Here is a 14719-nt window from a genome sequence, read left to right as displayed (position 1 = left end):
TAAAAGCGGCTTTCCCCGGAAAGCGCGATGAACCAAAAAAAAGCCCCCGCCAAAAGGCGAGGCTGATATTTTTCTAGCTGGTCGATTATTTGATGCCAGCGAACTCACGCAGAAGTGCTGCTTTGTCTGTCGCTTCCCATGGGAACTCTTCACGACCGAAGTGGCCGTATGCTGCAGTCTGCTTGTAGATAGGTTGAAGCAGGTTAAGCATCTCTTGAAGGCCGTATGGACGAAGATCGAAGTTCTGACGAACCGCTTCAATGATGACTTCGTGAGGAACTTTCTCAGTACCAAACGTCTCAACCATGATAGATGTTGGATCCGCTACACCAATTGCGTAAGAAAGTTGGATTTCACAACGGTCAGCCATGCCAGCCGCTACGATGTTTTTCGCTACGTAACGTGCTGCGTATGCTGCAGAGCGGTCTACTTTCGATGGATCTTTACCAGAGAAAGCACCACCACCGTGACGTGCTGCGCCACCGTAAGTATCTACGATGATCTTACGACCAGTAAGACCACAGTCACCCATTGGGCCACCGATTACGAAACGGCCGGTTGGGTTGATGAAGAAGTTAGTGTCTTTGTTGATCCACTCTGAAGGAAGTACTGGCTTGATGATCTCTTCCATAACGCTTCGCGAAGATCAGGAGTCGAGATTGAATCGCAGTGCTGAGTTGAAAGAACGACCGCGTCGATACCAACAATCTTACCTTGGTCGTATTGGAATGTTACCTGAGATTTTGCATCAGGGCGCAACCATGGAAGTGAGCCGTTTTTACGCACTTCCGCTTGCTTTTGTACAAGACGGTGAGAGTAAGTAATTGGCGCAGGCATTAGGATTTCAGTTTCGTTTGTCGCGTAACCGAACATGATACCTTGGTCACCAGCACCTTGCTCTTTCGGATCGGCTTTATCAACACCTTGGTTGATGTCTGGAGATTGCTTACCGATAGTGTTCAGTACAGCACAAGAATCTGCATCGAAGCCCATGTCAGAGTGAACGTAGCCGATTTCACGCACAGTTTCACGAGTGATCTCTTCGATATCAACCCATGCAGAAGTAGTAACTTCACCGCCAACCATAACCATACCGGTTTTAACGTAAGTTTCGCACGCTACGCGAGCTTTTGGATCTTGTTCTAGGATGGCATCAAGAACAGCATCAGAAATTTGGTCTGCAATTTTATCTGGATGGCCTTCTGAAACAGACTCAGAAGTGAATAGGTGCTTAGCCATGAGAGCTCCACTTTAAATAGGTTTTACGCTGAATCGCATTTATTCAGTGTAATGAATAACATTAATTTTGTAGGTGTTTCTACATCTAGACGTCTATTCTAATTTTCATTGTTTGAATTACAAGCTCTTTTTTGTGATAAGTGATAACCAAACGTTTGCGCACAAAGAGAGGAAAAAGAGCGACCTTGAACAAAAAAGCGCAAAAATAAGCAGAATAGGCAAAAAACTGCCAGTAAATCGTTTGCAGTGAATCATGCGCTTTGAGAGAATATCGCGCACTAAATGTACCTTATACCCAAGTAACTTCAAGATACGTGGTTCAGCGAGAATTGCCTATTTTGCAAACGCGGCAACGATTCGACAATCTAGTGGTTCTAAATTGAGAAGCGTTAACAAAGTGTGCGAGATAGGCAAACTCGCCCTTCGGGAGCGGTTCACTGGTTCAATTTCTACGTTAAATGACTTGGAAAGAAAGTGTTATTCCGCTGCGTCATTTGCCTTGAACTTGAACCAGTGACCACGCTCTGAATCCTGTATCTTGAAGTCACTTGGGCATACTAATTCGCTTAATGCACTCAGGAGCAGACATGTCTTCTCGTAAACACCTCGCTAACGCAATCCGCGCTCTAAGCATGGACGGCGTACAACAAGCAAACTCTGGCCACCCAGGCGCACCTATGGGTATGGCGGATATCGCTGAAGTTCTTTGGCGTTCTCACCTAAACCACAACCCTGCAAACCCAGAGTGGGCTGATCGCGACCGTTTTGTACTATCAAACGGCCACGGTTCAATGCTGATCTATTCTCTACTGCACCTGAGCGGTTATGAGCTATCTATCGATGATCTGAAAAACTTCCGTCAGCTTCACTCTAAGACTCCAGGTCACCCAGAGTACGGCTACGCACCAGGTATCGAGACAACAACGGGCCCTCTAGGTCAAGGCATCACTAACGCGTTGGTATGGCAATGGCTGAGAAAGCACTAGCGGCTCAGTTCAATAAAGAAGGCCACGACATCGTTGATCACTTTACTTACGTGTTCATGGGTGATGGCTGTCTAATGGAAGGTATCTCGCACGAGGCATGTTCTCTTGCTGGTACACTAGGCCTAGGCAAACTGATCGCATTCTGGGATGACAACGGCATCTCAATCGACGGTCACGTCGAAGGTTGGTTCTCTGATGATACACCTAAGCGTTTTGAATCTTACGGCTGGCACGTAATCCCTGCTGTAGATGGTCACGATGCTGACGCAATCAACGCAGCAATTGAAGCAGCAAAGGCAGATCCTCGTCCGACACTTATCTGTACTAAAACTATTATCGGTTTTGGTTCGCCAAACAAATCAGGTTCACACGACTGTCACGGTGCACCACTAGGTGCAGAAGAAATCGCAGCAGCGCGTGAATTCCTAGGTTGGGAACACCCAGCATTTGAAATCCCTGCAGATGTATACGCTGAGTGGGATGCGAAAGCGGCAGGCACTGAAAAAGAAGCGGCTTGGAACGCGAAGTTCGACGCGTACGCAGCGGCTTACCCTGCAGAAGCAGCAGAGCTTAAGCGTCGTATCAACGGTGAACTACCAGCAGAGTGGGAAGAGAAAGCAACTCAAATCATTGCTGATCTTCAAGCAAACCCTGCAAACATCGCATCACGTAAAGCATCTCAAAATGCACTAGAAGCGTTCGGTCAAATGCTGCCAGAGTTCATGGGTGGCTCTGCTGACCTAGCGCCTTCTAACCTAACAATGTGGTCTGGTTCTAAGTCTCTAGAAGCAAACGACTTCTCAGGTAACTACATCCACTACGGTGTACGTGAATTTGGTATGACAGCTATCATGAACGGTATCGCTCTACACGGCGGTTTTGTTCCTTACGGCGCAACGTTCCTAATGTTTATGGAATACGCTCGTAACGCAATGCGCATGGCGGCTCTGATGAAGATTCAGAACATCCAAGTTTACACGCACGATTCTATCGGCCTAGGCGAAGATGGCCCAACTCACCAACCGGTTGAGCAAATGGCTTCTCTACGTGTTACGCCAAACATGAGCACATGGCGTCCATGTGACCAGGTTGAATCTGCAGTAGCATGGAAACTGGCAATCGAGCGCAAAGATGGCCCGACCTCTTTGATCTTCTCACGTCAAAACCTTCCTCAGCAAGATCGCGACGCGGCACAAGTAGCTGACATCGCAAAAGGTGCTTACATCCTGAAAGATTGTGAAGGTCAGCCTGAGCTAATTCTTATCGCGACAGGTTCAGAAGTTGAGCTAGCGGTTAACGCAGCTGCTGAACTGACTGCGGAAGGTAAGAAAGTACGCGTTGTTTCAATGCCATCTACGGATGCATTCGACAAGCAAGACGCGGCTTACCGTGAATCTGTACTGCCTTCTGATGTGACTGCTCGTATCGCAGTAGAAGCGGGTATTGCGGATTACTGGTACAAGTACGTTGGTTTCGACGGCCGTATCATCGGTATGACAACATTTGGTGAATCTGCGCCTGCAGGTGAACTATTCAAGATGTTCGGCTTTACGACTGAGAACGTAGTAAACACAGCGAAAGAGCTACTGGCTTAATCGTTAAACGAATACTGAAAAGACAAAGCCGAAGTCCTAGGACTTCGGCTTTTTTGTGTTATTCGAACTCGTTTCCTTTGTTGTCTAGCTCTTTAGTACCACACACCTGACACGTGACGTATCTGTCCATGTTGTAATAATGACCGCCATTAATGACGCTGCTGACAAAAAGCTTCACGCGACCGAGAGGACTTGTGTCGCCATCATATTCACTCGGTTTTCTTACCAAAATCTCACGATGAGGAGTTTGTTCCTTACACTGATTACAATGGTGAGTTGCAGGATATCCTGTCATAGCTACTTTCCTTCTGGTTGAAAAACGTTAGGAAAAACCGCCAAAAGTTCGGTAGTTACTGCTCACACTGTTCAAGGTATGTGAAATCAGTCTAGTGAGTCATGTTGATACATAAAACTTGCGACCCATATCTATGGTGAATGATAGTTCTATGCAATAAGTCTCTATATCAGGTTCGACGTTAATCCCCAATCGTGCTTAGATAGAAATTGGTGTTCATTGTCGATATCAGCTTTCAACACTTCGGATCGTTTCACTTCTTCTTCAAATTCAATGTGCCATGTGCTTTCTGAGATAGAGAGTTTCACCTCTTTGCTATCGTCGCGTGAGTGATTGAGCAAAACGGCGAGACGTAGGATTCGGATTAAAAAAATAATGTCTTGCTCCCGATACAAATAAAAACTAGGTAGCTCTTGAAGTTTTAACGACTTGCGGTGGAATCGGGCAAGAACTGATAGCAGCAATTGCTGTTCATTGTTGAAACCTGGCATGTAGGAATGCCTGAGCAGGTAGGCTGAGTGTTTATGGTAGCCTGATGATGAATACTCAGGCCAACCTCATGAAGTAAAGCACTCCAGCCCAGCAGTTGCGTAAGCTCCTTCTTTTTTTTGATGCTGACAGTTTCTAGCCCTTGTTGAAGCAGTGACATTGCCGTCTCTTTGACAGTTTTAGCATGATCGACTTCAACAGCGTGTCTTGCAGCCAGAGATTCCGCTGTTCGCATACGTATATCGGAACGATGAAGCTGGTCGTCCATCTCATAGAGAATGCCTTCACGTAATGCGCCGCTCGAAAAGTGCATCTCTTCAATTTCAAACTCGCGCATAATGGCCAGTAAGATCACTACGCCAGCAACGAATACGGGTTGGCGATCCTCACTGAGCTTACTGAGTTTAATGGTTTCGATGGTTTTGAACTCGACGAGCAATTCAATCAGCTCATCAAGGCGAGACTGAGTGATAATGCCATCCTCATATCCCAACCCCATCAAGACATCTCGGATAGCTTTGGCGGTGCCCGATGAGCACAGGGCGACATCCCACCCCGTTTTCATGTATTTGGACTTGGTGCTGTCGAGGTTTTGACTGACCGCGAGCATGGCATGTTTGATCGCTTTGCGAGTGATTTTGCCATTGTCGAAAAACTTATGCGTGTAGCTGACACAGCCCATCGCTTTGCTGCTCAATATAATCGGAGTGAGCTTTTTACCTATGGTGATCTCTGTACTGCCGCCGCCGATATCGACCACCAATTTGTTACGTGCTTCGATTTGCGTGTGGGTAACCCCTGAATAGATGAGGCGCGCCTCTTCAGTACCTGAGATGATTTCAATTGGGTAGGGCAGGATAGTGGCTGCACGGCTGAGAAAAATATGGGCATTGTTGGCCACCCGAAGGGTATGAGTGGCCGCAATACGAACATCATCGATCTCCAATCCTTCCAGTCGTTGGGCAAACTGAGCTAAACAGTCGAGTCCGCGCTGTATTGATGCGGAACTCAGGTTACTTTGACTATCAAGTCCAGATGCCAAACGGACTCTTTGTTTGTGGCGGCTGACAATCTGTACGTCACCATTGACCACTTTGGCCACGACGAGATGGAAGCTGTTGGAACCTAAGTCAATGGCAGCGATATGTTTGTTTTCAGACATTGGTGTTTAAATCTACTCGCGTTTTCGATCTTTCCTCAACTGTAGTCTGTGCCGGATCGTCTGTCTCGCCCTTTTCTGTGCTTTTTTGCGCATTTTTCGTAGAGCTCGCACTGTACTTCTGCAGCTTTCGCGCTGTTTTCTCACACTGTTTGAGGTAATTGTAGATTTCTACTTGGGAGCGGATCTTACGTTTATTCCCACGTGGTACGTAAGTATTGCTCATCTCTTTGTCGATCCATCGCGCTTTGACTGTGTCACGCAATTGAATATCGATCAGGTTGATGATCTGCTCGCGAATGGTGGGATCGAGAATTGGAGTAGCGACTTCAATACGGCGATCAATGTTACGCGTCATCCAGTCTGCTGAAGAGATATACACTTCGGGCGTTCCGCCGTTTTCAAAGATGGAAACTCGAGGGTGCTCTAGGAAACGATCGACAATACTGGTGACCGTAATGTTTGAGCTAACACCTTCAAGACCTGGAATAAGCGAACACATGCCACGGATGATCGCTCGTACTTTCACACCGGCTTCACTCGCTTGATATAAACGATTGATTAGGCCTTTATCGACTAAATTGTTCACTTTTAGGGTGATACCTGACGGCAAACCCGCATTAGCGTTATCTATTTCACGGTCGATCAGAGCATAGAGGCTGTCTCGAGAGTTCTTCGGCGACACAATCAGCTGTTTAAAATCGACTGGTCGATAGGGTTGCTCTATATAGGTAAACACGTCTCGTACTTCTTGCGTGATCTCTTGTTTGGCGGTGAGTAGTGAAAAGTCCGTATAAATACGAGCGGTTTTTTCATGGAAGTTACCCGTACCGATGTGGGCGTAGTACTTAATACCATCGTCTTCGCGGCGACTGATAAGCAGTAACTTGGAGTGGATTTTAAGGCCCGGCGCACCAAAGGTTACCCGAACGCCGGCATCGACGAGTCGCTTCGACCAGTTGATGTTGGCTTCTTCGTCGAAACGAGCTTGCAGCTCGACCACAACAGTCACGGTCTTGCCGTTATGTACCGCATCGATGAGTGAGTTCATCAGCTTGGAATTTTTAGCCACGCGGTAAATGTTGATGCGAATACTGCGTACCTTAGGGTCGAAAGAGGCTTGCCTAACGAACTCAGTGATATGATCGAACGTGTGGTACGGATAGTAGAGCAAAATGTCTTGCGCCTTGATGGCGTCAAACGCGCTTGCGTGCCCGTCAAAAGCCGCCGAGGTGAACGGTGGTAATGGTTTGTTTTCTAGGTAGTCGCGGCCGACGTTAGGAAAGGCGATGAAATCTTTAAAATTTTGGTATCGTCCGCCTGCGATCATACTGTCATAGTTCGAGATTTGCAGTTTTCTACATAGGTAATCGAGCATTTTGGTCGGCATGCCGCGCTCATACACAAAACGCACGGGCATGGCGGTGAGGCGCTGTTCGATACCTTCTGACATCTGATCTAATAGACTGAATTCTACTTCATTGCTGAGATCGTATTCTGCATCGCGAGTCATCTTCATTGAATAGCAGTTGATCTCGTCGTAATCGAACACGCCTTTTAATAGCTCATCTAGGCAGAGTCGAATCACGTTATCAATCAGGATAATGGTCTTGCGGCCTTTGCCTTTTTGCTCGGGCACCATGATAAAGCGCGAGCTATGGTCAGTCGGAACTTCCAACAAGACATAAAGCGTTTCTTCGCCTTTTTTTACTTCGACAGACAGGTACGCGTATTCGTCTTTAAGAAATTGAAGAACATCGATTTCTTCAGTCATGATCAGTGGCGTGATATGCGGCTTGATCTCTTTATGGAAGTATTTCTGTAGCCACTTTTTTTGCGGTTCTGATAGCTGAGTTTCATTGACGAGGAAGATTCGACGTCTTGCCATTTCGCTAAGCAGTTCGGTGTAGACGTTGTCGAACTGTTCATTGAGTTTCATCGCTTTGGTTTGCATGCGTGAAAGCAGTTGTTTTGAGCGTTTGGCTTCGCCTTGCTCTTGGCTGATCAAGATGCGACGTTTGACGTTGGCAAAGCGAACTTTATAAAACTCATCAAGGTTGTTAGAAAAAATGCCGAGAAAGCGCACCCGTTCAATAAGAGGAACGGTTTTATCTGACGCTTCTTGTAGAACCCGTTCATTAAACGAGAGCCAACTGAGTTCCTTTTCGACGTATAGTTTTTCTGTTTTCATGGTGGCTATTTTGTCTCTTGGTAAGGATGGGGGAGTCCTAGATAAAAAATATAACCGTTTGATGACAAAAATATTTCAGTGAAACATTTTTCATAACTCGTTCAATATTTTATTGGTCTCTCTCGCAAACCCGAATGATGGAGTGTGATCTAAAAGCTCTAATTTAGATTCGCTAGTACTACTAAAAGAGTAGAAGAAGCTGACTGAAATATCATCAGATCAGGGTCGAACAAGCGTGCGATAGAGAGGGTAATCCGTTATTATGCGCTTCTAGCACGGAATTAGGGATGTATGATGCTGAAAATAGCGATTAATGGCTTTGGACGAATAGGGCGCAACGTTTTGCGTGCTGTCTATGAGAGTGGCAAAAATCACGACATTAAAGTGGTGGCGGTCAATGAATTGGCGCAACCTGATGCCATGGCTCACTTGCTGCAATATGACAGTAGCCATGGTCGATTCGCTAAAAAGATCTCTCATGACCAAGAGCATATCTACATCCATCACGATCAATCTGAATTCGATACCGTTCGCATCCTCCATCTGGAAGATATTAGCCTGCTGCCTTGGCGTGACCTTGAGGTTGATATCGTGTTGGACTGCACGGGTGTATATGGTTGCCGTGCTGATGGCTTAGCTCATATTGAAGCAGGTGCGAATAAAGTTCTGTTCTCTCACCCAGGCGCAAATGATCTTGATAACACCATCATCTACGGTGTGAATCATGAAACGCTGGTGGATGAGCATCGTATTGTCTCTAATGGCTCATGCACCACCAACTGTATTGTTCCTATCATCAAAGTACTTGATGAAGCCTTCGGCATTGATTCCGGTACCATTACGACTATTCACTCTTCGATGAATGACCAGCAGGTCATCGATGCGTATCACTCCGATTTGCGTCGAACTCGCGCGGCAAGCCAATCCATCATTCCGGTGGATACAAAACTTCACAAAGGTATCGAAAGAATATTTCCGAAATTTTCCAACAAATTTGAGGCGATTTCGGTACGTGTGCCGACCGTAAATGTGACAGCGATGGATTTAAGTGTCACAATTAATACAAATGTGAAAGTTAATGACGTAAATCAAACCATTGTTAAGGCGTCCCAGTGTACATTACATGACATTGTTGACTATACTGAAGCGCCGCTCGTTTCTATCGACTTTAATCATGATCCACACAGTGCGATCGTCGATGGTTCACAAACACGAGTGAGCAATGGACATCTAGTTAAAATGCTAGTTTGGTGTGACAACGAATGGGGCTTTGCCAATCGTATGTTAGACACCGCATTAGCGATGCATGCATCTCAACCCGAACCGTAGGAAGAAGGAACGGATGCAGGAGAAATAATTATTTTTGACCTTGAAATAATTATGGCTTATCTCCATATCAATAAGCAGTTTGACGAATTAATAGGCTCGGCAAGGTTGCCGGGTTTCCAAAAACTTTAATTATTAAATAGTTGAGAGGACAAACCATGTCTGTAATCAAGATGACTGACCTGGATCTAGCAGGTAAACGTGTATTCATCCGTGCTGATCTAAACGTTCCAGTTAAAGACGGTAAAGTAACTTCAGATGCTCGTATTCTTGCATCTCTACCAACAATCAAGCACTGCCTAGAAGCAGGCGCTAAAGTAATGGTTACTTCACACCTAGGCCGTCCAACTGAAGGTGAGTACGCGGAAGAGTTCTCTCTACAACCAGTAGTTAACTACCTAAACGACGCACTAGACTGCGACGTTAAACTAGCAAAAGACTACCTAGAAGGTCTTGAGCTGAACACAGGTGAGCTTGTTGTTCTTGAAAACGTTCGTTTCAACAAAGGCGAAAAGAAGAACGAAGAAGAGCTTTCTAAGAAATACGCAGCACTATGTGACATCTTCGTAATGGATGCATTCGGTACGGCTCACCGTGCTCAAGCGTCTACTCACGGTGTTGGCATGAACGCGCCTGTAGCGTGTGCTGGTCCTCTACTAGCAGCTGAACTAGAAGCACTAGGTAAAGCAATGGACAACCCAGAGCGTCCACTAGTGGCTATCGTTGGTGGTTCTAAAGTTTCTACTAAACTAACAGTTCTAGAATCTCTATCTAAAGTTGCTGACCAACTTGTTGTTGGTGGCGGTATCGCGAACACATTCATCGCAGCTGAAGGTCACAACGTAGGTAAGTCTCTATACGAAGCAGACCTAGTTGAAACTGCGCAGAAACTAATGAAAGAGTGTTCTATCCCAGTAGCAACTGACGTTGCATGTGCAAAAGCATTCGACGAGAACGCAGAAGCTGAAATCAAGAACGTTGCAGACGTTGCAGACGACGACATGATCTTCGACCTAGGTCCAGATTCAACGGCAGCACTGGCTGAAATCATCGGCAACGCTAAAACTATCCTTTGGAATGGCCCAGTAGGTGTATTCGAGTTCAAGAACTTCGAAGCAGGCACTGCAGGTATCTCTAAAGCAATCGCTGAGTCTGCAGGTTTCTCTGTAGCAGGTGGTGGTGACACGCTAGCCGCTATCGACAAGTTCGGTATCAAAGCAGATGTTTCTTACATCTCTACTGGCGGCGGTGCTTTCCTTGAGTTTGTTGAAGGTAAAGTACTTCCTGCAGTTGCAATGCTAGAAGAGCGCGCTAAGTAATTACGCATAAAGCGGGGGAAGAAATTCTCCCGCTTTCTTGTTTGCTGCACATCACATTTTTTTGCTAGAATAGCGCACGTTGTGAGCAAACGTTTGCAAAAATTTAAACTTAATCAGTTTTATATTTTTAAAACGAACAATTTTTCTAAATGACAGTAAAATAGGATTACATCCATGTCTAAGATCTTCGATTTTGTAAAACCAGGTGTTATCTCTGGTGATGACGTACAGAAAGTTTTTGAAGTAGCAAAAGAGAACAAATTTGCTCTTCCTGCAGTAAACGTTGTTGGTACTGACTCTGTAAACGCAGTACTAGAAGCAGCAGCTAAAGTTAAGTCTCCAGTTGTTGTTCAGTTCTCTAACGGCGGTGCAGCTTTCTTCGCTGGTAAAGGCGTTAAACTTGAAGGTCAAGGCGCTCAAATCCTTGGTGCTGTAGCAGGTGCTAAATACGTACACGCTGTTGCTGAAGCTTACGGTGTTCCAGTTATCCTACACACTGACCACGCTGCTAAGAAACTTCTTCCATGGATCGACGGTCTTCTAGATGCGGGTGAAGAGTTCTTCGCTCAAACTGGTAAGCCTCTATTCTCTTCTCATATGCTAGACCTTTCTGAAGAGTCTCTAGAAGAGAACATCGAAACATGTGCTAAGTACCTAGAGCGCATGGCTAAAATGAACATGACAATCGAGATTGAACTTGGTTGTACTGGTGGTGAAGAAGACGGCGTTGATAACTCTGATATGGACGCTTCTGAGCTTTACACTTCTCCAGAAGACGTTGCATACGCATACGAGAAACTAAGCGCTGTTAGCCCACGTTTCACTATCGCTGCATCTTTCGGTAACGTACATGGTGTTTACCAAGCAGGTAACGTTGTACTAACTCCAACTATCCTACGTGATTCTCAAGCATACTGTGCAGAGAAGTTTGGTATCGCACCTAACGCTCTAAACTTCGTATTCCACGGTGGTTCTGGTTCTTCTCAAGAAGAGATCACTGAGTCTATCGGCTACGGTGTTATCAAAATGAACATCGATACTGATACACAGTGGGCAACTTGGGACGGTATCCGTAAGTACTCTGCTGAGAACTTTGATTACCTACAAGGCCAAATCGGTAACCCTAAAGGTGAAGATCAGCCAAACAAGAAGTTCTACGATCCACGCGTATGGCTACGTGCTGGTCAAACTTCAATGGTTGCACGTCTAGAGCAAGCATTCGCTGACCTAAACGCAGTAGACGTACTATAATCACTCGATTATAAACGTTACTCAGTTTTGAAAACCCGCCTTATGGCGGGTTTTTTTGTACCTGAGAATCGCCTTTAAATGCTCTAAGTTAGTCATAAAAATGCTAGCGAAATGTAAATGCATTGCGTAACCTGTAATGGTTTGATGTTAAAAGAGTATGGCAATCTAAGCTTATGCTATTTCTCACATAACTCTTACTTTGCAAATTGTTACAGATAAGATATTGTGCCGAAATCTTGGCATAGATTGAACATGTCAATAATAGTGCCTGGAAAACTATCGAAGTTCAGGCAACACATTTTTTGAGTCGTTACGTATAGAGGATGCTTTTTATGGCTGAAGAATCAGTGGGCTTGGAAACCCCGTTAATCGATGGAATTGAACAGGCTGAGAGCTGGCTAACGAATAATTCTGATTTGCTCGTTCAGTATGGTGTGAATATTTTTTCTGCCCTGCTTATTCTATTCATCGGTAACATCGTAGTTAAGGCAGTGGCAAATAGCGTTGCTAAGGTACTTAACAAGAAGAAGATGGACAAAGCAGTTATTGAGTTTATCCATGGCTTAGTTCGCTACACTTTGTTTGTTATCGTATTGATTGCAGCGTTAGGCCGATTAGGCGTTCAAACTGCTTCAGTTGTTGCTGTGATTGGTGCTGCTGGTCTTGCGATTGGTTTAGCTCTTCAAGGTTCACTATCAAACTTTGCAGCAGGTGTATTGATTGTTGGCTTCCGCCCATTCAAATCAGGTGACTATGTAGAGATTGGTGGTGTTGCTGGCTCTGTTGATTCAATCCAAATTTTCCAAACGATTCTAACAACTCCAGATAATAAGATGGTTGTGGTGCCGAATGGCAGCGTTATCGGTAGCCCGATCACGAACTACTCTCGTCATGAGACGCGTCGTATTGACCACGTGATTGGTGTTTCTTACGGTGCGGATCTGAAGAAGACCAAAGAAGTAATCGCGAAAGTGCTTGAGGCGGATGAGCGTATTCTTAAAGAGCCAGGTACGACGATTGGTGTGGTTGCGCTGGCTGACTCTTCGGTAAACTTCGTGGTTCGCCCTTGGGTGAAAACAGCCGATTACTGGGATGTTTATTTTGATTCTCTGCAAGCGATTAAAGAAGCGCTGGATGCAGAAGGTATTGAGATCCCATTCCCACAAATGGACGTTCATTTGAACAAAGTGGAATCTTAGTTCATTACGTGAATAAGTTGAAAAAGCGAGGCAATGCCTCGCTTTTTTATTGAAATATCGAGCCTATTTATAGAATTTCTTAAGTCAGACTTATGTCATTTCTGGGAATTTTTCTGGTCTTGAAGCGTCTTACTTCTATTATATTTAAGTCTTGTTTGTATAAGGTTTGTTCGAATGAAGGTTTTCTCTCCCCTTGTCCTCACTGTCATGAGTCTGTCTGTACCTGCTACCGTAATGGCGCAAAGCCCAGAGTTCCCGCATATTGCCACAACCGGCTATGGTGAAGTGGTGGCGACACCTGACATGGCTGTATTCAAAGTTAAAGTTGTCGAGACAACATTAACTGCTGAGCAGGCGAAGCAGACCGTCGATCGCACCATTGATGGCTTCCTTGCAAGCCTAAAAGCTGCTGGCGTATCTAATGACAGTATTAAGAGTTCTAATCTCTCCATTGCGCCTCAGTATCATTATCCAAAGAAAGGTCAGCCAGAGCTGGTGGGCTATCGAGCTAGCCGCTCAGTGACAGTGACGGTTCAAGAACTGGCTAAGCTCAATAGCTATCTCGATATTGCTTTGAAGCAAGGTATTAACCAAGTCGACAGTATTGAACTTAAAGTGAAAGATCAGGCGAAGTACCAAGATCGAGCTAGACTCGCAGCGATCAAAGATGCCAACTATAAAGCGAGTGCACTGGCTGAAGGGTTTGAGCGTCAGCTAGGGGATGTTTGGAAGATCAACTACAACATGCAACACAGCCAACCTGTGATGATGCGTGCGATGGCGATGGACGCGGCAACGGAATCGAATAGCTATCAAGACTCAACATTGATCATTCGTGATCGAGTCGACGTCATTTATCAGTTGGACTGATCGGATTCAAGATTGAAAAAGGCTTGCCATTGGCAAGCCTTTATTATTTGGTAAAGTAAAAATTCAGGACGTTAGCTTTGATGATTAAGCTCAGTCAGTGCGCGAACCATTCTTTGTTGGTCTTTTTCAATGATGCTCTTGATCTTACCAATCACGTCATCAGATTGCTTGTTAAGAGCAAATCGAAGGATGGCGTCGAAGTCAGTAATGCTTGAGGAATCCTCCACGTTGTATCGTAATGCTAGGTAGCGATAGCGCATCAAGCGTTTGATGATCGTGGTACAAAATTCATATAGCGTCTGCGTCTCGCAGCCATCCAGCAGCGCTTGGTAGAACTCATCAATACCTTCTAACCAGACTTTAATACCGGCTTGATTTGGATTCTGGAGCCTCGCCAATTGATGGTAAGCCTGAAGTAACTTACGTTCCCAATCGTGGTTTTTGGCTGCAATAGATTGTTTGATAAGGGGAGGGAAAATAGCTTGGAGGCTTGTTAGTAAGTCTTGAAGTTCATCAAAGCAGGTGTTGGCTACCCAGCAGCCTTTTTGTGGTTTGAACTCAATACACTTTTGCCATGAAAGTTGGACGAGAGCTTCTCGAATTGGGGAGGCACCTACTTGGTACTTCTCCTTTAACTCGGCAACTACGAGTTTTTGTCCTGGAGCAAGCTCACCATTGAGTATGTCACTATAGATGATCTGTGAGACCTTATCGGCAAGAGTGGGGCTAGACATTTTATTCCTCTGTAACAGTATACTGCTAAACATCCGTACATAACGGAACAATATACCATTAATAAA

At 45.3% G+C, this 14719-nt stretch carries 7 protein-coding genes and 4 pseudogenes; 6 read left to right on the top strand and 5 right to left on the bottom strand.

Annotated features, from left to right (window positions below; genetic code table 11):
* Positions 1 to 85: 85 nt before the first annotated feature.
* Positions 86 to 1239 (bottom strand): annotated as a pseudogene (gene metK / locus UA76_RS09840) (methionine adenosyltransferase).
* Between the two features lie 587 nt (positions 1240 to 1826).
* Here metK and tkt point away from each other — a divergent pair.
* Positions 1827 to 3820: pseudogene (gene tkt, locus UA76_RS09835) on the top strand (transketolase).
* Between the two features lie 58 nt (positions 3821 to 3878).
* Here tkt and UA76_RS09830 read toward each other — a convergent pair.
* The 3 genes and pseudogenes from UA76_RS09830 to ppk1 all read right to left on the bottom strand — a co-directional run.
* Positions 3879 to 4115, bottom strand: coding sequence for a hypothetical protein (locus tag UA76_RS09830; protein ID WP_047045477.1), 237 nt, complete (start codon positions 4113 to 4115; stop codon positions 3879 to 3881).
* A gap of 164 nt (positions 4116 to 4279) precedes the next feature.
* Positions 4280 to 5766, bottom strand: a pseudogene (gene ppx / locus UA76_RS09825) (exopolyphosphatase).
* Between the two features lie 97 nt (positions 5767 to 5863).
* Positions 5864 to 7954 (bottom strand): annotated as a pseudogene (ppk1, locus tag UA76_RS09820) (polyphosphate kinase 1); the annotation flags it as partial.
* A gap of 294 nt (positions 7955 to 8248) precedes the next feature.
* Here ppk1 and epd point away from each other — a divergent pair.
* From epd to UA76_RS09795, 5 genes are all read left to right on the top strand, one after another.
* The gene (gene epd / locus UA76_RS09815) at positions 8249 to 9283 is read left to right on the top strand and encodes an erythrose-4-phosphate dehydrogenase (RefSeq protein WP_047045476.1); all 1035 of its coding nucleotides are present in this window, start codon (positions 8249 to 8251) and stop codon (positions 9281 to 9283) included.
* A gap of 155 nt (positions 9284 to 9438) precedes the next feature.
* Entirely contained in the window at positions 9439 to 10599 is a 1161-nt protein-coding gene (locus UA76_RS09810) for a phosphoglycerate kinase (RefSeq protein WP_047045474.1), read from the top strand.
* Between the two features lie 174 nt (positions 10600 to 10773).
* Entirely contained in the window at positions 10774 to 11850 is a 1077-nt protein-coding gene (gene fbaA / locus UA76_RS09805; RefSeq protein ID WP_047045471.1) for a class II fructose-bisphosphate aldolase, read from the top strand.
* Positions 11851 to 12182: 332 nt separating this feature from the next.
* Entirely contained in the window at positions 12183 to 13049 is an 867-nt protein-coding gene (mscS, locus tag UA76_RS09800; RefSeq protein ID WP_047045468.1) for a small-conductance mechanosensitive channel MscS, read from the top strand.
* A gap of 207 nt (positions 13050 to 13256) precedes the next feature.
* Positions 13257 to 13919, top strand: a complete 663-nt coding sequence (locus UA76_RS09795; RefSeq protein WP_420340913.1) for an oxidative stress defense protein — start codon at positions 13257 to 13259, stop codon at positions 13917 to 13919.
* Positions 13920 to 13990: 71 nt separating this feature from the next.
* Here UA76_RS09795 and UA76_RS09790 read toward each other — a convergent pair whose 3' ends face one another.
* Positions 13991 to 14653 carry a GntR family transcriptional regulator gene (locus tag UA76_RS09790; RefSeq protein WP_047045463.1) on the bottom strand — a complete coding sequence of 221 codons (663 nt, stop codon included), beginning with the start codon at positions 14651 to 14653 and terminating at the stop codon, positions 13991 to 13993.
* Between the last annotated feature and the right edge of the window lie 66 nt (positions 14654 to 14719).

The sequence above is a fragment of the Vibrio mexicanus genome (genome assembly GCF_001012815.1).
In the GTDB taxonomy this organism is placed as follows: domain Bacteria; phylum Pseudomonadota; class Gammaproteobacteria; order Enterobacterales; family Vibrionaceae; genus Vibrio; species Vibrio mexicanus.
Note: the sequence above shows the minus strand (reverse complement) of the source record. Positions and strands in the feature narration are given on the sequence as shown.

What these genes read in the sequence shown, in the direction of transcription:
- UA76_RS09810 (WP_047045474.1), top strand. Translation starts at nt 9,439, where the DNA reads ATGTCTGTAATCAAGATGACTGACCTGGATCTAGCAGGTAAACGTGTA.
- epd (WP_047045476.1), top strand. Translation starts at nt 8,249, where the DNA reads ATGCTGAAAATAGCGATTAATGGCTTTGGACGAATAGGGCGCAACGTT.
- fbaA (WP_047045471.1), top strand. Translation starts at nt 10,774, where the DNA reads ATGTCTAAGATCTTCGATTTTGTAAAACCAGGTGTTATCTCTGGTGAT.
- mscS (WP_047045468.1), top strand. Translation starts at nt 12,183, where the DNA reads ATGGCTGAAGAATCAGTGGGCTTGGAAACCCCGTTAATCGATGGAATT.
- UA76_RS09790 (WP_047045463.1), bottom strand. Translation starts at nt 14,653, where the DNA reads ATGTCTAGCCCCACTCTTGCCGATAAGGTCTCACAGATCATCTATAGT.
- UA76_RS09830 (WP_047045477.1), bottom strand. Translation starts at nt 4,115, where the DNA reads ATGACAGGATATCCTGCAACTCACCATTGTAATCAGTGTAAGGAACAA.
- UA76_RS09795 (WP_420340913.1), top strand. Translation starts at nt 13,257, where the DNA reads ATGAGTCTGTCTGTACCTGCTACCGTAATGGCGCAAAGCCCAGAGTTC.